18 protein-coding genes are annotated in these 18,836 nt (G+C 36.0%); 9 read left to right on the plus strand and 9 right to left on the minus strand.

What is annotated here, in order from left to right; genetic code table 11:
- Positions 1 to 55: 55 nt before the first annotated feature.
- The 3 genes from LRP83_RS16190 to LRP83_RS16200 form a co-directional block, all read right to left on the minus strand.
- Positions 56 to 1,573, minus strand: coding sequence for a coproporphyrinogen III oxidase (locus LRP83_RS16190; RefSeq protein ID WP_230497727.1), 1,518 nt, complete (start codon positions 1,571 to 1,573; stop codon positions 56 to 58).
- A 142-nt stretch (positions 1,574 to 1,715) separates the two neighbouring features.
- Positions 1,716 to 2,585, minus strand: coding sequence for a Cof-type HAD-IIB family hydrolase (locus tag LRP83_RS16195; protein ID WP_230497728.1), 870 nt, complete (start codon positions 2,583 to 2,585; stop codon positions 1,716 to 1,718).
- Positions 2,586 to 3,342: 757 nt separating this feature from the next.
- Complete coding sequence (locus LRP83_RS16200; RefSeq protein WP_230497729.1) at positions 3,343 to 3,696, minus strand: YlbF/YmcA family competence regulator; 354 nt, start codon at positions 3,694 to 3,696, stop codon at positions 3,343 to 3,345.
- 171 nt (positions 3,697 to 3,867) lie between these two features.
- On the opposite strand from LRP83_RS16200, the gene LRP83_RS16205 reads away from it, so the two are divergent.
- The 8 genes from LRP83_RS16205 to LRP83_RS16240 all read left to right on the plus strand — a co-directional run bounded on the left by LRP83_RS16205 (position 3,868) and on the right by LRP83_RS16240 (position 11,475).
- Entirely contained in the window at positions 3,868 to 5,280 is a 1,413-nt protein-coding gene (locus LRP83_RS16205; RefSeq protein WP_230497730.1) for a YheC/YheD family endospore coat-associated protein, read from the plus strand.
- Positions 5,281 to 6,384 carry a YheC/YheD family endospore coat-associated protein gene (locus LRP83_RS16210; protein ID WP_230497731.1) on the plus strand — a complete coding sequence of 368 codons (1,104 nt, stop codon included), beginning with the start codon at positions 5,281 to 5,283 and terminating at the stop codon, positions 6,382 to 6,384.
- Positions 6,362 to 7,729 (plus strand): YheC/YheD family endospore coat-associated protein, encoded by a 1,368-nt coding sequence (locus LRP83_RS16215; protein WP_230497732.1) that lies wholly within the window; start codon positions 6,362 to 6,364, stop codon positions 7,727 to 7,729. Before LRP83_RS16210 ends, LRP83_RS16215 begins: the two co-directional genes overlap by 23 nt.
- Positions 7,726 to 8,754 carry a YheC/YheD family protein gene (locus LRP83_RS16220; RefSeq protein ID WP_230497733.1) on the plus strand — a complete coding sequence of 343 codons (1,029 nt, stop codon included), beginning with the start codon at positions 7,726 to 7,728 and terminating at the stop codon, positions 8,752 to 8,754. The genes LRP83_RS16215 and LRP83_RS16220 overlap by 4 nt, the downstream gene beginning before the upstream one ends.
- Positions 8,755 to 8,803: 49 nt before the next feature.
- Complete coding sequence (locus LRP83_RS16225; protein ID WP_230497734.1) at positions 8,804 to 9,016, plus strand: YheE family protein; 213 nt, start codon at positions 8,804 to 8,806, stop codon at positions 9,014 to 9,016.
- Between the two features lie 61 nt (positions 9,017 to 9,077).
- Positions 9,078 to 9,260: a hypothetical protein gene (locus tag LRP83_RS16230; RefSeq protein WP_230497735.1), complete on the plus strand. Its 183-nt coding sequence runs from the start codon at positions 9,078 to 9,080 to the stop codon at positions 9,258 to 9,260.
- A gap of 98 nt (positions 9,261 to 9,358) precedes the next feature.
- Positions 9,359 to 10,264, plus strand: a complete 906-nt coding sequence (locus LRP83_RS16235; protein WP_230497736.1) for a PucR family transcriptional regulator — start codon at positions 9,359 to 9,361, stop codon at positions 10,262 to 10,264.
- 113 nt (positions 10,265 to 10,377) lie between these two features.
- Positions 10,378 to 11,475 carry an ABC transporter ATP-binding protein gene (locus LRP83_RS16240; protein WP_230497737.1) on the plus strand — a complete coding sequence of 366 codons (1,098 nt, stop codon included), beginning with the start codon at positions 10,378 to 10,380 and terminating at the stop codon, positions 11,473 to 11,475.
- A gap of 45 nt (positions 11,476 to 11,520) precedes the next feature.
- Here the strand turns inward: LRP83_RS16240 and LRP83_RS16245 are convergent, their stop codons facing one another.
- Positions 11,521 to 11,760, minus strand: a complete 240-nt coding sequence (locus LRP83_RS16245; RefSeq protein WP_230497738.1) for a hypothetical protein — start codon at positions 11,758 to 11,760, stop codon at positions 11,521 to 11,523.
- 322 nt (positions 11,761 to 12,082) lie between these two features.
- On the opposite strand from LRP83_RS16245, the gene LRP83_RS16250 reads away from it, so the two are divergent.
- Complete coding sequence (locus LRP83_RS16250; RefSeq protein WP_230497739.1) at positions 12,083 to 12,286, plus strand: alpha/beta-type small acid-soluble spore protein; 204 nt, start codon at positions 12,083 to 12,085, stop codon at positions 12,284 to 12,286.
- Positions 12,287 to 12,648: 362 nt separating this feature from the next.
- On the opposite strand, the gene LRP83_RS16255 is transcribed toward LRP83_RS16250, so the two are convergent.
- From LRP83_RS16255 to LRP83_RS16275, 5 genes are all read right to left on the minus strand, one after another.
- The gene (locus LRP83_RS16255; protein ID WP_230497740.1) at positions 12,649 to 14,664 is read right to left on the minus strand and encodes an ABC transporter ATP-binding protein; all 2,016 of its coding nucleotides are present in this window, start codon (positions 14,662 to 14,664) and stop codon (positions 12,649 to 12,651) included.
- Positions 14,661 to 16,421 carry an ABC transporter ATP-binding protein gene (locus LRP83_RS16260; protein WP_230497741.1) on the minus strand — a complete coding sequence of 587 codons (1,761 nt, stop codon included), beginning with the start codon at positions 16,419 to 16,421 and terminating at the stop codon, positions 14,661 to 14,663. The genes LRP83_RS16255 and LRP83_RS16260 overlap by 4 nt, the downstream gene beginning before the upstream one ends.
- Before the next feature lie 404 nt (positions 16,422 to 16,825).
- Positions 16,826 to 17,140, minus strand: a complete 315-nt coding sequence (locus LRP83_RS16265) for a YbjQ family protein (RefSeq protein ID WP_230497742.1) — start codon at positions 17,138 to 17,140, stop codon at positions 16,826 to 16,828.
- On the minus strand, positions 17,121 to 17,324 hold the full coding sequence (locus LRP83_RS16270) for a hypothetical protein (RefSeq protein WP_230497743.1): 204 nt from the start codon (positions 17,322 to 17,324) through the stop codon (positions 17,121 to 17,123). The genes LRP83_RS16265 and LRP83_RS16270 overlap by 20 nt, the downstream gene beginning before the upstream one ends.
- Positions 17,325 to 17,391: 67 nt before the next feature.
- Positions 17,392 to 18,675 (minus strand): MFS transporter, encoded by a 1,284-nt coding sequence (locus LRP83_RS16275; RefSeq protein ID WP_230497744.1) that lies wholly within the window; start codon positions 18,673 to 18,675, stop codon positions 17,392 to 17,394.
- Between the last annotated feature and the right edge of the window lie 161 nt (positions 18,676 to 18,836).

The following is an 18,836-nucleotide window of genomic DNA, read 5'->3' on the forward strand; positions in this document are numbered from 1 at the left end:
ATATTGAATGGCTTGTTTTCATTGTATGAGCGGAAATAGGAAAATAGACACTTACCTATTCGGTAAGTGCCTTGTCTGCAGCGAAAAGTTCTTCTAAAATGTCTAATTTCTTTTTGGTATAATCTTCAAAGCTTTCATTATAAGTTTTAGGATCCTTGGGATTTGAGAACTGTTGAATTTTTCCTGTTTTCGGATGGATAAATTTACTTGCAGCTCCACAACCGAGTCCAATGATTGTTTGGACCTCTTCCATAATAATAATGTTATAGATGCTATCTTGATTCGGAAGTGAATAACCAACATTTTCTAAATTTCCAAGGATGTTTTTTTGACGGTATAGGTAGTAAGGATGATAGCCGTGTTCTTCCGTCCAGTTTTCAGCTAGTTCCATCATTTTTTCAACCTCAGCACGCCCCGCCACCCGATATTTCTGCTTATTTTGTGTCATTTCCGATGCCCGCTTAAATGACAATGTATGCACTGTAAGGGATTCTGGCATTAACTTCTCTGTTTCATTCAGAGTATGAGTAAATTCCTCCACACCTTCACCAGGCAAACCGATAATTAAATCCATATTAATATTGTTCATGTCCATTTTGCGTGCAAGGTGGAATTTCTCAACGGTTTCCTCCACAGTATGGTGACGCCCAATAGCCTTTAATGTTTCTTGGATGTACGATTGTGGATTGACGCTAATTCGGTCGATATTCCACTTTTTGAGCACTAATAGTTTTTCAGGCGTAATCGTATCAGGTCTACCAGCTTCAACGGTAATCTCACGTATGTTTTCTACATCAGGAAATGACAGATACATTTCTTCATAAAGCATATCCATTTCTTCAGCCGTGATGCTAGTCGGAGTTCCTCCACCATAATAAACAGTCGTGATCTTAATCCCCTTTTCCTTCAGCCATTGACCTGTTTTTCTCATTTCATAATGAAGTCCTCCTAAAAAGGAGTCAACAGAGCCTTGCCGGCCATTGATGGCATAGGCTGGGAACGTACAGTAAGCGCATTTGGTTGGGCAAAAAGGGATGCCAATGTAAATACTAACTTCATTACGTAGATCGTAGAGGTCAGGTACAACGGCTAATTGGCGATCAACGATAGTCTGCATTAAGTTAATTTTTTCATCAGAAATTAAGTAATTCTCCCTTAGCTCTTGATGGGCAGCTTCTTTAGTTATACCTTCTTGTACTTTTTTGTGAAGAAGTTTAGTTGGTCGGATTCCAGTTAAAATACCCCATTTCTGAATAATTCCTGTGTAATCCTGGAGTACAGTTAAATAAGCAGATAATGCAGTGTTCTTTATTTGTTTCCACTGCTCTTTTTCATTATCTATCTGAATCAATTCTTTTTGAAGGTTAGAAGTAGTATTTTTTCCATCGTGGTCTTGAAGTGTAACTTCCACCTTTACTTCGTTAAAATCTATATCTAAAACAAAGTTTATCTTTATATCTGTATCATTTTCTGAACTATAAATTAGCTCTGTCTCTTCATAAAATAAATTTGCAATTAATTGCAAAGGACGATGAAAACGTTCATCCTCTATTCCACTTATGAGTATTCTCAATGGTATCACCTTTCAAATTCAAGCTTTCTTAAGTGTACTCAAATGAACTATAGCGGTCAACAAGAAGAAATCGGTAGAAAAAACAGAAATAGAAAAAGGCTATGTCCCTTCTAAAGGGAAATAACCTTTTTTAAAAAATAGATTAATTTTTAATGATATTCATCTTCCGTAAAAATTCAATTGGTGGCTGTTTTCGGAAGTGTTCTTTGACCATATACGTTACCCCATGCTGATTGTTAGATCGAGTTACCCAATCAGCTGCCTTTTTCACTTCAAATGACGAATTCCCCATTGCCACACCTAACCCAACCGCATCAATCAGAGCGATATCATCAAAATCATCGCCAATATATACTATTTCTTTACTCGTTATCCCGAGTTGCTCTCCAACCCGTAATAAACCATTTAATTTTGAAACACCTTCAGGAACGATATCTAATTTCAACTTATTTACCTTTACCAAATTAATTTCGGAGAACATTCCATTTAATGCTTTAAACGCATCATCTAAATCTTCTGCATCTTCAAAGTACACTTCAATTTTTGATGGATTCATAGGCGTATCTGTTAGTGCCTCACTAACAATATCAACAAATTGATGTGAATAAAAAGCTGGATCTGCAGATGAAAAAATGGTCTTCGTCATTAAATTATTCGTAAGCTTAGAGCGATTGCCAATGGAGTACTCCTCATTATTGAGACGGAACTGGCACTGAAAGCCTTCAAGAAAACGGACAATTTCAAAAGCTACATCTGCATCTATTTTCTTTTCAAAAATAGGTTCCTCTAGTGTGTTTGCAATAAAGGCACCCCTGTTTGATACGATTGGTAAATTAATTTTTAATGCTTTAGCTAATTTATTTGCTGAAGGGTAGCTTCGCGATGTTACCAGTGTGACGTCTACGCCTTTTTGCTGTACATAGTGAATTGCCTCTTTTGTTGAACGATGGAGTCTGCCGTTAGATTGAAGCAGCGTTCCATCAATATTTAAAGCTAATAAGCGGAAAATCATAGTTATGCCCCCTGTTCTGGTTGAAAATATCCCTATATCACTTTTATGTAAATAGTGGCGGGATTAGAACTATTTGAAATATCAATGCTTTTGGCAGTGTAATTTTTGGCTCATTTTTGCCTGGATAGAATGAAAGGAGAGGAGCAAGCAAGCTTTCTCCTCTCCTTTCATTCTATCCAAGCACCTTTCAGCTAACGCCGAAAGGCGTTTGAAGCTAACGCATCAAACGAAAATGATCCAAAAATCGTGCACATTACCAAGAACACAAAACATTTTTTTAGGGTTAGAGAAGTGGGTGGGGGAAAATTGATGGTAAAAATCATTGAGTTTATTTGAAATAAAGTTGTTAAAAGATTATGATACCTATTTTTTAATAAAACCAAAGAGCCCTCAAATCTTTACACTAAAAATAACAAACTAAAATCTTTTACCTCTTTTCCCCTACAAACTACCTGATTTTACCCACTCTTCCGACCCACCCACTCTACATCCCCTAATAATAAGAGTTATTTACCATTCCACCGCACGATTTTTGGCTCATTTTCTTGAAAGCTATCGCTTTCAAGCCTTTCTGCGACAGCGGAAAGGTGCTAGGAGAACATGGAAGGGGGAAGGAAAGCTAGCTTTCCTTCCCCCTTCCATGTTCTCCTAGCAAAAAATGAGCCAAAAATCACCTTTTCCAACATGCAATCTAAAAAAAGACTTCCCTTAAAAACAAAAAAAGCTAACTAAAAATCAGTCAGCTTTTTATTACAGTTTAATATTGCTCCATACTCCCATACAGATCCTCAATCGGCTTTAAAATAATCCGATTTAAATCTGCTATAATCATGCTCATTCTTTGCTCAGATTCCATTAACTTCCCAATCGTTGCATGCTGCTGAACAAGTGCAACTGTCTTTTGTGCTTGCTCAACCTCCTCTTGAGTAATTTCCATTCCCATCATCTGCTTCTGCTGAAGATCCATTTGAATCTTACGGAAATTATCAAACATACGCTTTGCAGTTGGATCATTATTCACCGTATCATACAAGCTTTTTAATTGAGTATATTCTGCACTACTACGAATAGCCTTCTCCATTTCATAAGCTAAATCATGTAAATTTGCCATTTTACTAACACTCCTTCATTCCAATTAGGCACTTTTCCCCACTATAACAAACTATGCATAAAATTACCAAAGATTCTAAAAAACTCTTTGTTCCACTTCCATCACCAATCTAGGCTTCTGCTCATACGATACTATATCAAATTTTGCCCATTTAATATGTTTTTTCAAATCATGAGAGCAAATAAAGGATTGATATTTGTGAATTCTGTCAAACCTATTACGCTTGTCCCAATCATAGAAAATGATAAACCGTTAGATTGTTTTGTCTACGTTTCTGAGAGTTTAGTAAAGAAATGGAAGATAAATATTAATGATGACATAATTATTTCTATAGGTAAACAGTTTATTAGCCTTAAACTATATGAAAAAATAATGAATGATAATGAAATCCAGATTTCTCACGCTTCATTTTTACAAATGAATTTACCTATACAAATTTACAATTTTACAGCCCACTATAATGAGTCTACTCGAACCTTGTACTTAGCCCCACTGATTGGACTACTAACTGAAATAAACGATGAAGACCCCAACCAACCCAATTTTAGATCGGTTCATTCCTTTTGTGAAGAGTTAGAGCATGTAACCAAAAAGCTTGGTGGACTTTTCTTTGTTTTCCCTCTTCAGCCGTTAGCTACTGACTATATATCGGGTTATTTTTTTCAAGGGGATACATGGAATAAGTCTAAATTACCTATTCCAGATGTTATCTATAATCGAATTCATTCAAGAAGACTAGAAGCAAGTCCCGTCTTTCAACAGTTCAGAAAGCAATTACAGGTGGATCAAATACCGATGTTTAATAACCGTTTTTTGTCAAAGTGGGAAGTTTATGATGTCTTGATGACGGAGGAACATTTACAACCCTATATTCCAATTTCTAAGCTTTATACTAAAAAAAGCCTTGAAGAGATGCTCTCAGAACATTCCATTTTATTTTTGAAGCCTATCCATGGAAGCCAAGGTCGAAATATTATCCGCATTGAGCAAAAAGAATATAACATCCAGCTCGAATTTAGCTATTTTAAGGAAAAACAAATCAGTCTTGTCGTAAATAACATCAATGAACTGCAAGAAACATTGGCTCCATATATGAGAACGAGAACGTATTTAATTCAACAAGGTATTCCATTTATCCACTATCAAAACCGTCACATGGATTTTCGAATCCTTTGTCATAAAAATAGTCAAGATGTTTGGATGGTTACCTCTGTTGTTGCTCGCCTTTCAGCAGAAAAACAGTTTGTATCTAATATTGCTCGTGGTGGGGAAACGATGAAGCCTTTAAAAGCACTATCATTGTTTTTTGACAGTAAAACGAGTAAGCAGCAGTATATTTTCATCCAAGAATTAGCATTAGAATTTGCCACAAGCATTAGTCTTAATTCGGAAGGGTTAACTGGAGAACTAGGAATCGACATTGGTATTGACATAAATGGACACCCCTGGATTATTGAAGCCAATTCGAAGCCATCAAAGAACTTTGAAGAACAAGAAATAAAAATTCGCCCTTCAGCTAAATCAATCATTTCTTATTGTCAGCAGCTCGCAATCGACCATTGCTTAAAAAAGGAGGAAAACTAGGTGGATACATTCGGAATTATGACCTTAAATGAGAATAGTGAACTAGAATATTTTACTGAGATTGCCATACAAGCAGTTGCCCAAGGAATGATCTGTTGCCGCTTTATTCCTTCAAATATTAATCCATTTTCACATAGGATTACTGGGTATGTATTTGATCCAACTACTAATCAGTGGAAGCAAGACATTTTCCCAATCCCAAATGTTATTTACGATCGCTGCTTTTACGGAGAAGACGTTCACTCTAAACAATGTATATCTATCGTTACATGGTTAAAAGAACGTCAGGATATTTTTTTTCTTGGTTACGGTCTACCGAATAAATTTGAACTATATAATGTCCTGAAACTATCTAACCTCCACCCTTATTTACCTCCTACCAAAATTATTTCTGATTCCAACATGGTTATGAAAGAACTTACTTTACAAGAAAGACTAGTGCTTAAACCAATTAACGGGTCACAAGGGAATGGGATATTTTATCTTGAACTTAAAGGACCTTCGATTGGTGTAAAGACATTTAATCGTAACCAACATATTCATAAAAGTTTTTCTGACGAAAAGAAGTTCTCAACTTGGATTGATCTTTTATTAAGTAAAAAAGGGTATTTAGTTCAACCATATTTAGAGCTCATTAATGAACGGATGGAACCATTTGATATTAGAATACTCCTTCAAAAAGAATTTGATGGTAACTGGGCAGAAAGAGGACGGGGAATTCGCAGCGGGCATCCAGATGGAATATTATCCAACTTAAGTGCCGGGGGACATATTTCTTCGTTTGAAAAGTGGAGAGAGAATTTATCCCCAAAACTAATAGGATTTATAGAGACAGAGATTAGTGACCTTTTATTAAAAATCCCCAGTATTTTAGAAGAAGCCTTCTTACCATTATTCGAACTTGGAATTGATATAGGTGTGTCGCGAAATGGATCGATTTGGATTCTAGACATTAATTCGAAGCCTGGCAGAAAGGTCAGCCTAACCACCAATCCAGAGATCAAAGACGTACTTAATAAAGCCCCGATTCTATATAGCAAAACGCTAACAAGTTCGGTAAACAATGAGAGGAAGAGATATAATGCGAAAACGTTATCCTATTGAGATTAATCTAGAATTAAGCAAAACCGTATATTACCCTGCCGAACTGCAACCTTTATTGCAAAGTGCTGACCGCATTGCTTTTGGAAGTCGTTCCTGTGAGGTGACCTTAAAGGCACATCCTCAAAAACAAAATAGAATAGTCATTAGCTCCGATGTGAAAGAAGAATTGCACTTCCCGAACTTAAACATACCACTTCATGTATTCTACGAAAACGGTACGCTATTTCTTGGACCATTAGTCGGTATATTTACTTCTGGGTTTACCCCATTTCCTTTAAGACCGATTGGTGACCGCTCGTTATTTTTTTCAAAGCTTTTATCTGTTCATAAAACGGTTGGGGTGGTTCCATTTGTGTTTGGTGAACAACATATTAATTGGGAAGAGGGAATAATTGAAGGCTATTTTTATCAAAAAAATGGCTGGGAGCGGTTTAACATTCCTTTTCCTAATGTTGTATATGATCGATTACCAAATCGCCTAAGTGAAAGCCGTAAAGAACAACAGATGGTGAAGGAACGTATGCAGAATGAATATTTAATCCCATGGTATAACCCAGGATTTTTTAATAAACTAGACATTTACGATAAGCTTTACAATGATTCTACTGTTTACAAGTATTTACCTGAAACCGTTCCCTTTACATCGTTTTCCCATATCGAAGGAATGCTTTCCCACTACAATTCAGTCTATATAAAACCAGCCAATGGAAGTCTCGGTTTAGGTGTTCATCAAGTACTTTACGATCGGGATGAAGATTTATACTTCTGTCGCTACCATGATCAACAGGGTGTCAAGAGACTTCAAAAATTCTCTTCGCTAGAAAATCTGATGAAGCATGTATTCCAAAACCGTTCACTAGGAAATATGCTTGTTCAACAAGGGATATCGCTGCTAAAAATGGAAAATCGATCGATTGATTTTCGGATTCATACGAATAAAGATGCAAATGGCAATTGGCAGATTACCGCTATTGCTGCAAAAATAGCTGGGTTAGGAAGTGTCACTACCCATGTAAAAACGGGTGGAGTTATTAAAACAATAGATGAAATTTTCACCAAAGAGGAAAAAAATCACTATTTGCCAAAGCTGAAAGAGGCTGCTCTTAAGCTTAGCCATGCGTTAGAAAAACAAATCAATGGAAATCTAGGAGAAATTGGTTTTGATTTAGGTATTGATAAAGATGGGCAGATTTGGTTGTTTGAGGCCAATTCTAAGCCAGGTCGTTCCATCTTTACTCACCCTCAGTTAAAGGATTTTGATTTATTAACGAGAAAGTTATCAATAGCTTACGCGGTTTTCTTAACAGAGAAAGCCATTCATACACCTGAGGAAGTTTTCAGATGAATGCCCCTTTAGTCGGCATCATGACTTCCAAGAAAAACGAGTACTCTCTAGCTGGAAATCTTAACTTATTTATTAGCATCCAGAAAGAATTATTATTAAGAGGCGCTCGTTCATTCGTTTTTTCCTTCGAAGATGTTAAAGACGATGCTAGGATTTTAGGCTACATTTTTTCAGTTGATAAACAGGAGTGGCATCGTAAAATGATGCCACTACCAGATATTGTCTATAATCGTATTCCCTTCAGACATTCAGAACAGACAACGCAATTTCAAAAGTGTGTTCAAGTATTTAAGGATCATCATATTCCAATGTTTAATCCTGGTTTTATTGATAAATATGACTTATTTTTATTACTATCTAGCAGCAAGAAGTTAAAAAAGTATCTACCTGAAACAATACTGATTGATTCAGTAGATACCCTTGAAAAGTTTTATCTAGACCATAACGACATCTATATAAAGCCTCGAATGTTATCAAAAGGAAAAAATATCTACCGCCTTAACCGAGATTTGATTTTGGAATTGCATAATCAGAAAATTACTTTTTCTAATTTTAATGATTTTTGGAGTGAATTTGGTGAGATGTTTTGCGGAGGATTTATTGCCCAACCTACTATCCAACCTACGATTGTTGAAGGTAACCGCTTTGACTTTCGAATTCTGTCCCATTGGTCAGAGGTGGAAAAAAATTATAAAGTTACTGGCATTGGCATTCGAGCAACAAATGAGTTTAACTTGACTACCCATTTGATTAACGGCGGATTTATTATGCCATACGAAAAAATTCAGGAACCAAAACATGACCGTTTTATATCAGCGTTAGTGAAGGAAGTTGGCCGTATTTTATCAAAACAACTTGGTTTTTGGGGAGAATTTTCGATTGATGCCGGAGTGGATACAGAAGGAAATTATGTCATCTATGAAGTGAACTCCAAACCGATGAGTTTTGATGAAGAAGAGATAGAACGAAAGAGAATCATCTATCTTTGTGATTTATTTTTTCAACTAACGGGATGGGAAGACTAGCATACCATAGTCTTCTTTTTTTATGATAAAATATGGCGGGGGGATTAACATGATTTCACATTTCCAATTTCAATCCATTTATGAGAATCAACAATTACCAGGTTGGTCGTTTTCTTTCTATTTTCAAAAGCAAAAGTTTACAGGGATTTATCACCCAGATGGTGCAATTGACTGGACTTCAGTTGTACCTCAAAAAGAGAATGAATCAAGCCTGAAAGGACAAATTCACGAATTAATGCTCTTTCATGTTTATGAAAAATAATTATTAAGGTATGTTCTCACTCCTTTTTTCTAAAAATAGGTACAAAAAGGAGGAGATTAGTATGGAAAAAAAGAATTCTAATGACTTTAAAGAAGATACGATGTATGAAGGAAAAGATAAGGTATTTTTAGATGTCGATCGAATGATTAATGAGGGTATGTCTGGTGGTTCGGTTCATATGAGAGAGGATACAACCAATATTGAAGAAGCCCGAGACCTTGTAGAAGAAGATCCACCACGTTAATATTAAACTCTATTAAGAGGACCCACTTTCGTATAGTGAGTCCTCTTTTCTTTTTTACTGTATAATATTTATTATTACTATAATTAATGAGGGATTTTATGTTAAAAAAACTTCAAGCCCTTTACCCAAATTCGATTATTTCCAAACAGAAGCCTGAAGATTACTTTAGTCGCTATCACTGGTTTTCTGATGATTCACAAGATTGGGTTGGAATTCCAAAAGAAGAGCTATTAGATAACCAATTAGCGATTTTAAGTTCTCTTTTTGACTACTACCAAACCGGTAACCAATCTTATCATTCATCCGCTCTCGCTCAAAGTTGGTACTCTTTTTTATTTGAAGATAGTTCTTTTCCAGCTATTGAGAATGAAAAACAATACCGTCTCATTTACTTTCAATGGTCAAGCGGAAAGATTAGTTTCAGTGACTTTGAAGCTGCTCTGGAGGCATTTTTCGGTTCCACTATTATTATTATTTGGGAAAATGCTGTCAAGGGAATCATCATTGAACCGAAAACAAAACAACCACTTTTAGAAAATGATTATATCGCGATGAAAGAAACGTTAAAAACAGACTTTTTTATTGAGCCATATTTTTATATTGGAAAATTTCGTTACCTGACTGAAGAATTTTTACCATTAATTAGAATCGAACGAGCCTTATTTGAATTTGCTTGCAAGCATTTTAGAAAAGAAAAAGTTTTCCATTTTGAAATGCTAGCACCTAGACATCTAGCTATGCATTTACCTGAAGAATTTAAAAAAATGATCCATCAAGATATCATTCCTATTTTTAACGAAGACCGCGAATTATTTCTGACGATTAAGTCCTTTCTTAAAAATAATATGCATGCTAGTAACACAGCTAAGAATCTATTTATCCATCGTAATACGCTACAATATCGACTAGATAAATTTGCTGAAAAAACAGGCATTCCTTTAAAAGATTTCTATTCTGCCATGACCGTATATTTAGCTTGTATCGTATTTGATAACGAGGTTTGACAAAGTGCCTAAAAAGTAGGGAAATAATTTTGTGCAATTTGTCCATTTAGATATAGGGGATAATTCGGTACACTTGGACTATGAAAACGATTTCTTTTTAGGAGGGCTTCATAATGGCAGAATTAAAGTTAGATCATATTTATAAAATTTACGATAATAAAGTAACAGCAGTTAGTGACTTTAATCTACATATTCAGGACAAGGAGTTTATTGTTTTCGTTGGTCCATCAGGCTGCGGAAAATCAACTACTCTTCGTATGGTTGCAGGTCTTGAAGAAATCTCAAAAGGTGATTTTTATATTGACGGAAAACGTGTGAACGATGTTGCTCCAAAAGATCGTGATATCGCAATGGTATTCCAAAACTATGCCTTATATCCTCATATGACTGTTCGTGACAATATGGCATTCGGATTGAAGCTTCGTAAATTCCCTAAAGATGAAATTAATCGTCGTGTTAATGAAGCTGCGAAAATCTTAGGCTTAGAACCTTATCTCGACCGTAAACCAAAAGCTCTTTCTGGTGGACAACGTCAACGTGTTGCTTTAGGTCGTGCCATTGTTCGTGATGCAAAAGTATTCTTAATGGACGAACCATTATCAAACCTTGATGCTAAATTACGTGTACAAATGCGTGCTGAAATTGCTAAACTTCACCAACGTCTTCAAACGACAACCATTTATGTAACACATGACCAAACAGAAGCTATGACAATGGCAACTAGACTTGTTGTTATGAAGGACGGTTTAATTCAACAAGTAGGTACACCAAAAGATGTATATGAAAAGCCAGAAAATGTTTTCGTTGGCGGCTTTATTGGTTCACCTGCTATGAACTTCGTAAACGGTAAAGTGGAAGATGGCAGATTTATTACAGGAGATGTTACAGTTGCAATCCCTGAAGGAAAAATGAAAGTCCTACGTGAGCAAGGCTATGTGGGAAAAGACATTATTCTAGGTGTACGTCCAGAAGATATTCATGACGAACCCGTTTTTATTGAAGCATCTCCAGGTACAAAAATTAATGCTAAGATTGATGTATCAGAATTAACTGGTGCAGAAACCATGCTTTATACTTCTATTAATGGTCAAGACGTCGTCGCTCGTGTAGATGCTCGTTCTACTATTAAACCAGGTGATATTCTTGAGCTTGCTATTGATATGAACAAGACACATTTCTTTGATGTTCAATCTGAATTAAGAATTCGTTAATTTTATTTAACCAGCCAAATACTAGGTATTTGGCTGGTTTTTTCGTTATTCATTAATAAAAATGATTTTGTCCTTTGCACATTTAGGACAGGTAAATAAATGTGGACATTTATGATTAGAGTAACTATTTGGATAACCGTCTTGCAATTTTAATTGGTCAATCTCCATATATGCACTATAATCATCGTAATAATCCATTTCTCTTCCGCTATCCACCATCTGACTTCCACACTGGCACGTAGGATGAATTTCTTGAAATCCATTACATAGAGGACAAATGCTCATTTTACACATCCCCTTCTTCCTTCATTTGTTGTTTTAGGATATGTATTTTACTTAGTCCCCATAACGGAAGAAATTACCTATTAATTATTACGAATATAGTCCAAAAAAATTAGCATAATAGATATTACAAAGCAACACACACACAGCAATCACCAACAAGGAGAAATAGATAGCACTAAGAAAGCATCTCTAAGTTATACTTTCACATTGCTCAAGAATCCATTCAACATGATAATGTGGGTTAAGCCTGGTGGCAATGGTATACACCATAGTGGTTCAATTCCACATTCACCCAAAAAAACATCAAGAGGAGTGTTAGATTATGGCAAGTAACAACAACTCAAATCAACTTTTAGTTCCAGGTGTACAACAAGCTCTAGACCAAATGAAGTATGAAATTGCAAATGAGTTCGGAGTTAATCTTGGCGCAGACACAACTTCTCGTGCTAACGGTTCTGTAGGTGGAGAAATCACTAAGCGTTTAGTTCAAATGGCTGAGCAACAATTAGGCGGTTTCCAAAGATAATAATATAAAAAACTGAATAAAATGGCTTAAGCCCCCTTTTATAAGGGGGCTTTCCAATTTTATAAAGCGGAAGCGCTTTGATCAAGGAAAAAAGGGTTTTATTTTTTCCATCAAGGGGCTAGGCGCTGTAGTTGGATTAAGGTATCCATTTTGTTACGCTTTAATGATTGTATAACCGATAAAATATGTTAGTATCAAGATACTTGCAATGACTAATGTTACAGAAAGTTCTTCCATTTCATCCACCCCATATTAATATTTTTCCATTAACAATTCAGGATAAACTTAACATAAATTGGTTTGATGAAATGTGATATTTATTTCAGTTTAGTGACTTAAATGTGAATCTTTTATGAACTTTTTTACCCTGCTAATGGAGCACCACCTAGCTGAAGCTGATACATTTGATAGTACTTCCCTTTCTTCTCCATTAATTCATCATGGTTTCCTTGTTCAACAATTTTCCCTCTATCTAACACAAGGATTTGGTCAGCATGACGAATCGTCGATAATCGATGGGCAATAATGAAAGTAGTTCTACCTTTTTTCAAAACATCCATTGCCTCTTGAATTAAGCTCTCTGTCTCGGTATCGATACTAGAGGTCGCTTCATCTAGAATTAAGATTGCAGGGTTAAACGCTAGTGCTCTCGCAAATGATATTAGCTGACGCTGCCCACTGGATAACGTACTTCCTTTTTCAATAACAGGTTCATCAAACCCTTTTTCTAAATGTTTGAAAACCTTATCTGCTCCTACGTCCTTTAACGCTTTTTCTACCTGTTCCCTTGTAATAGAAGGGTCATCTAAGCTTACATTAGATGCAATGGTTCCTGTAAATAGAAATGGATCCTGTAGGACAATTCCCATATGCCTGCGAAGTGTTTGTCTAGACATTTCGGTAATATCCATTCCGTCTATAACAATTTTCCCCTTTTGGCTATCATAGAAACGGAAGAGTAAATTCATAATCGAACTTTTTCCTGAGCCTGTATGACCAACAAGGGCAACCGTCTCACCATGTTTCGTTTCAAAATCAATATCCTTCAACACATATTCCCCTTCTTTGTATCCGAAGGAAACGTGATCGAATTTCACATTACCCTTGTATCGAGGAATTTCTTTCTCACTCACATCAATACCTGGTTCATCTAACAATTGGAAAACACGCTCACCTGCTACTAATGCCTGCTCCAAATTCGCTAATTGATTAACAATACCTTGGACTGGTTGGAAGATACGATTAATGTAATCCACAATTGCATAAAGCATACCAAGAGATATGACTGAGGTAGGCGTTAAAGCCTGTGCTCCAAAGTACCAGATAAAGGCTACGAAAACGATATTTCTTAGAACATTTACTAAATTATGTGAGGTTAAAGAATTTAACCGTAGTAATTTATTTTGATACGTAAAATGCTCCTGATTTAGGTTTGCAAATTCATGCTCTGTTCTTTTTTCCCTTTTAAAAGCTTGAATAATAGTCATACCTTGAATGGATTCATTTACCATTGCATTGATATCACTAATTTTAGAACGAATGACATGATTGTATTTAGATGCGAATTTCCGATAAACAAGCATCCAAATAACTAAAATTGGTATCAATAATAAACAAATCATCGCTATTCTTGCATTTAAAATAAATAAAGCAATGTAGATTCCTGATAAGTAAATGGCACTTGTAAAAAAGGTTGATAATACCGTTACATATAACTCACGAATAGCTTCTGTGTCGTTTGTTACCCTCGCTACCACCTTCCCTGCTGGCAAATTATCAAAATACTGGATGGGTAAGCGTTGAATTTGGCCAAAAACATCCTCACGCATTTTTTGAATGATTCGATTAGCTGACTTTTGAAGGAGATACTTTTGCCAAAACTGGAAAAAGGCAGCAACGACTAATAACCCAAAATAAAGGCTTAACAGCGTGATGATTTTTGAAATCTCAGGTTTAGTAAAAGCTAATAATGTTTCTCCAGTTAAAACGTCTACATTATAATCTGCACGTCCTTCTTTTCCTTCAATGACTAGGGTAGTCCCTTCAAGCTTACGTTTTCCATCAAAATCGATTGATCCTTCTAAAAAAACAAACTTACGCCCTACCTGTAAAATCTGAGCCTCTTTGCCTTTCGGCTCGTTTTGTTCGAAATATTTTTCACGCTTATAATAATGACTGTCGTATGCTACTGACATTTTATCTTTCTTTGTTTCAAACCATTTAGACTCAATTCCTAAAATATGTTCATCAATCATTCGTTTTGCCACAAATGGTCCAGTCAAATCAGCAGCAACTGCCACCGTTAACATTAATAAAGCAGCGATAATAATTTTTTTATACATTAACGCATATTGAAATAATCTTTTCCCTTTATTCATGAGGATATCACCTCTTCCTCTGCCTCACTTACAGCTTGTTGGTGGATGAACTGACTAAAGTACCAGCCACCCAATTCCATTAATTGCTCATGAGTACCCGCTTCGACCATTCTTCCTTCATCCAGAACAATAATTTGATCGGCATGTTGTACTCCAGACAAACGATGTGTCGTTATGATAGTGGTTTTTCCACTTCGTTCAGTTCGAATATTATCGATAATTCTCTTTTCTGTTTTCGCATCGACTGCAGATAAAGAATCATCTAAAATCAAAATTTCTGGATTTTTTATTAACGCCCGAGCAATCGATATCCGTTGCTTTTGTCCTCCAGAAAGAGCTACACCTTTTTCACCAACTAATGTTTCCAGACGGTCTGGTAGCATTTCTAAATCCTTCCTAAAAGAGGCTAAATCAATCGCTTTTTCAAGATCCGCATCAGTTGCCCCATCTTGACCAAATAAAATATTCTCTCTTACCGTCCTCGAAAAAAGGAAGTTATCTTGTGGAACATATCCTAGCCATCCTCTTACTTGATCTAACGGTTGGTTCTCAATGGGTACTCCAGCTATCGAAATATCTCCTGCACCTGTAGGATATTCTCTTAAAAGCTGCTTAATAAACGTTGTTTTTCCACTTCCTGTTTTTCCAACAATACCAAGCGTTTTTCCTTGTAATAGTTCTACTTGAATATTCTGAAGGTTATCCTGCTTCGACGAAGGATAACGGAACGTTACGTCTTGGTAAAGAATTTGATCAGGATTATCAACCGCGATAGGTTCTGTAGGGTTAGCGACATCAAGCTCATACGATAATGTTTCATCCAAACGATCCAATGAGGCATTCCCACGCTGCATAATATTGATTAACTCGCCAATGGCAAACATTGGCCAAATGAGCATCCCTAAGTAAACATTAAAGGAAACGAGTTCTCCAAGTGTAATGACTTGATTGAAGACAAGTTTAGCCCCATACCCTAATCCAATAACATAGCTTAAACCAACAATGATTTTGATGGTCGGATCAAATAACGAATCAATTTTGGCGACATTTAAATTTTTCTGAAAAACATCTTCTGTCATCTGATGAAACCGTTCTTGGTCTGCTCTTTCTTGAACATAGGCACGGACAACACGAACCCCTGCAACTGATTCTAACACTCGGTCATTTAACTTACCAAAGGCGTCCTGTGATTCCATGTAGCGGGCGTGAATTTTCTTCCCATAAATCTGAATGATAATCGCCATTAATGGTAACGGAATAATAGCGGCTAGCGTAAGCTTCCAGCTAATCAGAAACCCCATTGTAAAAAGGATCGTTAACATCCACACACTGGAATCCATTAAGGTTAAAACACCAAATCCTGCTGTAACAGATATGGACTTTAAATCATTCGTTGCACGCGCCATCAAATCCCCAGTTCGATTTTTCTCAAAAAAGGTCGGGGTCATTTGAAGGATGTGGCGCATAAATCTTGATCGAAGCTTTCTTTCCACAAGGAAAGCTCCACCGAAAAGCTTATACATCCAGACATACGTAATCCCATATACAGCAACTGTTATTAGTACAAAAAGGCCAATATATTGAAAAAGTATTTCCGAAGTCATTGTCCCTAAATGAATATGATCAATGGACATTCCAATCAGCTTAGTAGGGATAACCTCAATAATACCAACAATCGTTAGCAATATAAGTGCAACCGTATATCGCTTCCAATTTTCTTTAAAAAACCATCTTAACTTCCAAAATACAGAAAACATATTTATTCACTCCTCTCGAATAAAAAACAACTAACCACTTTCTAGATTTCCAGAGCCACTAATTAATAGAACATTTGTCATTTTTTCCATTTTAATCTCTCCTTTTTAAAAAATAAAAAGAGACATACCGCTAGTATGCGATACGTCTCTTGGATTCCAAAAAAAGACATAAAAAGGCACACGTCACGAATATACGTAACCTGTGCCTTTGGACTCATTAAATAATTACTAAATTATTGATTCGTTAAAGGATAGGTTACGGGAATTAAGTTTGTTAAAGCAGTTACAGTCATTCTGTTAAGTAAAAGCATTTTGTAACCCTCCCTTTTCCTTTTTTTTCTTCCTTTGTTAGATTATCACCAAACAAGTTTAGAAGTCAATTTCTTTTTTTTGAATGTTGTAAATTATTCTACGACTACGGCTGTTCCATAAGCAATAATTTCAGAGGCATTTTGCATCACAGCGGCTGATTGTAGTTTCATTCCAATGATTGCATTTGCTCCTAAGCCTTTTGCTTCATCGACCATACGCCCAATGGCTTTTTGTCTAGCTTCATCCATCATTTCAGTATATTCCGTTATTTCTCCTCCAACAATCGTTCTTAACCCGGCTAAAATATCTTTACCGATGTGTTTAGATTGAATGGTATTGCCTTTTACAAATCCCTTTAATTCCTTTATTTCTTTCCCTGGAACAAATTCAGTAGTTACGATAATCATTTTCTTCATCCTCCCTTTTTTCTTTTCTTCTATCATTTATTAGTAAAATAAATAATGTCACAAGGGCGATCGCATACAAAATAAAGACAACAATCGCTATTTTTATATTAATAAATAGTAGAACAATACCGAGAATTTGGCAGAATCCTGCAAACGGCAATAAGAGTAGTTTTAGTCTTTTCATATTCACACCCGAATACTATGTATTTTGTCACCCTATCAAAAAAAAAGAGTGACTCTGTCACCCTTTATTATAATGCACTTTGCTTTAAAAGCGATACGGTTTTGGAATTTTTCTCAGATAATGAAATCTTTGGTAGTGTTAGGAGGTAATACACCCCAACAAGCATTAAACAGCCACCAACCATCCAGTAGAGCATTTCAACAGTAAGAATTTTCGGGAAGGCGACAGCGATAACACCTAATGTAATGGATTGAGAAAACATCATTAACGGATTAATCCAGCCTTGAACTCTTCCCATCATTTTCGGATCTACTATACTAGGCATCCATCCTCCTATCGCAATATTAACAAACGGAAGCCCAAGGGAAGCCATAAAAATCAAACTTAAAAAGAAATATATATTCTCTGCAAAAGAAGCAATCACAATAAATCCACCAGACACAAATAGACCGAAAATGATCATTTGGTAAAGCTTTACTTTCTGCGTAAAAATGGATGCAATAAAGCTTCCTAGCAGCACTCCCGTTCCAAAAATCACACCAACCCAAATGGACAGTTCCTCATAGGAATCTGGGGCAAGTTTATATTTTAAAATAAAGATAGGGATAACAGAGAATCCTCCATTAACAACACCAAACACTACGAAGCCAACTAAAAGGGTTCTTAATAGCTTATTCGATAAAATATAGGAAATTCCAAGCTTAAAATCTTTAAACACGATAGAAAGGTTTAAATCTTTGAACGTGTGTTTTCCGTTCGGAAGTCGTACTTCTTCAGCTATCTTTATTGATTTTATAAAAAAGGCACTGATGATAAAGGTGCAAGCATCCACAACAATAGCACCATAAATCCCTACAGACCAATAGGCAAAAACCCCAAGCCCATTTCCAAAAAGCATAAACAAGCTCATTACTAACTGATTTAATCCTGCTGCGGTTGTATAATCCTCTTTCTTCAATATCCCTTGGACCATTGCACTTTCGGCAGGAAAGAAGAATTTTTGAATAGCACTTCTAGTGAATAAAATAAAGAAAATAAGTGGCATCCAGCCAATCGCAATTGCTCCAATTAAGGCGAGAGAAAAAATGGCGCTCATCCAATCACAATAGTAAGCAATTTTTTGACGATCCATTCTGTCTGCAAATACACCAACTAAGAAAAATACAGCTAAAGTGGGCACGGAGTACATTAACTCTGTAATTGTTGCATAAGCTGGCTGGTCGGAAAATCGATCAAGCAAGTAAAACATAAACGCTGTTAATCCAATCGTACTCCCCATTTGGGACGTAAACGTGGCAAAGAATAGGTTTCTAAACGTTCGATTCTGAAAAATCTCACGGAATTTTTTCATTGGTTCGACCTCAATTCGCTATTTGATAGATTTATCTTACTAAATGGATAAGTAAGGTAATAGCGACTAGTGATGGTTTTTTAGTCGGTCTGGAGGCGGAGTTGTTTTGTGGTTTTTAGCTCTAACTTGTCAGGCACAGAGACTTTACTTAAAATTGGATT

Source organism: Pseudoneobacillus rhizosphaerae (assembly GCF_917563885.1).
GTDB classification, from domain to species: domain Bacteria; phylum Bacillota; class Bacilli; order Bacillales; family Cytobacillaceae; genus Pseudoneobacillus; species Pseudoneobacillus rhizosphaerae.

What these genes read in the sequence shown, in the direction of transcription:
- LRP83_RS16275 (WP_230497744.1), bottom strand. Translation starts at nt 18,675, where the DNA reads ATGAAAAAATTCCGTGAGATTTTTCAGAATCGAACGTTTAGAAACCTA.
- LRP83_RS16265 (WP_230497742.1), bottom strand. Translation starts at nt 17,140, where the DNA reads ATGATTATCGTAACTACTGAATTTGTTCCAGGGAAAGAAATAAAGGAA.
- LRP83_RS16250 (WP_230497739.1), top strand. Translation starts at nt 12,083, where the DNA reads ATGGCAAGTAACAACAACTCAAATCAACTTTTAGTTCCAGGTGTACAA.
- LRP83_RS16220 (WP_230497733.1), top strand. Translation starts at nt 7,726, where the DNA reads ATGAATGCCCCTTTAGTCGGCATCATGACTTCCAAGAAAAACGAGTAC.
- LRP83_RS16205 (WP_230497730.1), top strand. Translation starts at nt 3,868, where the DNA reads ATGAGAGCAAATAAAGGATTGATATTTGTGAATTCTGTCAAACCTATT.
- LRP83_RS16260 (WP_230497741.1), bottom strand. Translation starts at nt 16,421, where the DNA reads ATGTTTTCTGTATTTTGGAAGTTAAGATGGTTTTTTAAAGAAAATTGG.
- LRP83_RS16255 (WP_230497740.1), bottom strand. Translation starts at nt 14,664, where the DNA reads ATGAATAAAGGGAAAAGATTATTTCAATATGCGTTAATGTATAAAAAA.
- LRP83_RS16215 (WP_230497732.1), top strand. Translation starts at nt 6,362, where the DNA reads ATGCGAAAACGTTATCCTATTGAGATTAATCTAGAATTAAGCAAAACC.
- LRP83_RS16245 (WP_230497738.1), bottom strand. Translation starts at nt 11,760, where the DNA reads ATGAGCATTTGTCCTCTATGTAATGGATTTCAAGAAATTCATCCTACG.
- LRP83_RS16240 (WP_230497737.1), top strand. Translation starts at nt 10,378, where the DNA reads ATGGCAGAATTAAAGTTAGATCATATTTATAAAATTTACGATAATAAA.
- LRP83_RS16200 (WP_230497729.1), bottom strand. Translation starts at nt 3,696, where the DNA reads ATGGCAAATTTACATGATTTAGCTTATGAAATGGAGAAGGCTATTCGT.
- LRP83_RS16230 (WP_230497735.1), top strand. Translation starts at nt 9,078, where the DNA reads ATGGAAAAAAAGAATTCTAATGACTTTAAAGAAGATACGATGTATGAA.
- LRP83_RS16225 (WP_230497734.1), top strand. Translation starts at nt 8,804, where the DNA reads ATGATTTCACATTTCCAATTTCAATCCATTTATGAGAATCAACAATTA.
- LRP83_RS16235 (WP_230497736.1), top strand. Translation starts at nt 9,359, where the DNA reads ATGTTAAAAAAACTTCAAGCCCTTTACCCAAATTCGATTATTTCCAAA.
- LRP83_RS16270 (WP_230497743.1), bottom strand. Translation starts at nt 17,324, where the DNA reads ATGAAAAGACTAAAACTACTCTTATTGCCGTTTGCAGGATTCTGCCAA.
- LRP83_RS16195 (WP_230497728.1), bottom strand. Translation starts at nt 2,585, where the DNA reads ATGATTTTCCGCTTATTAGCTTTAAATATTGATGGAACGCTGCTTCAA.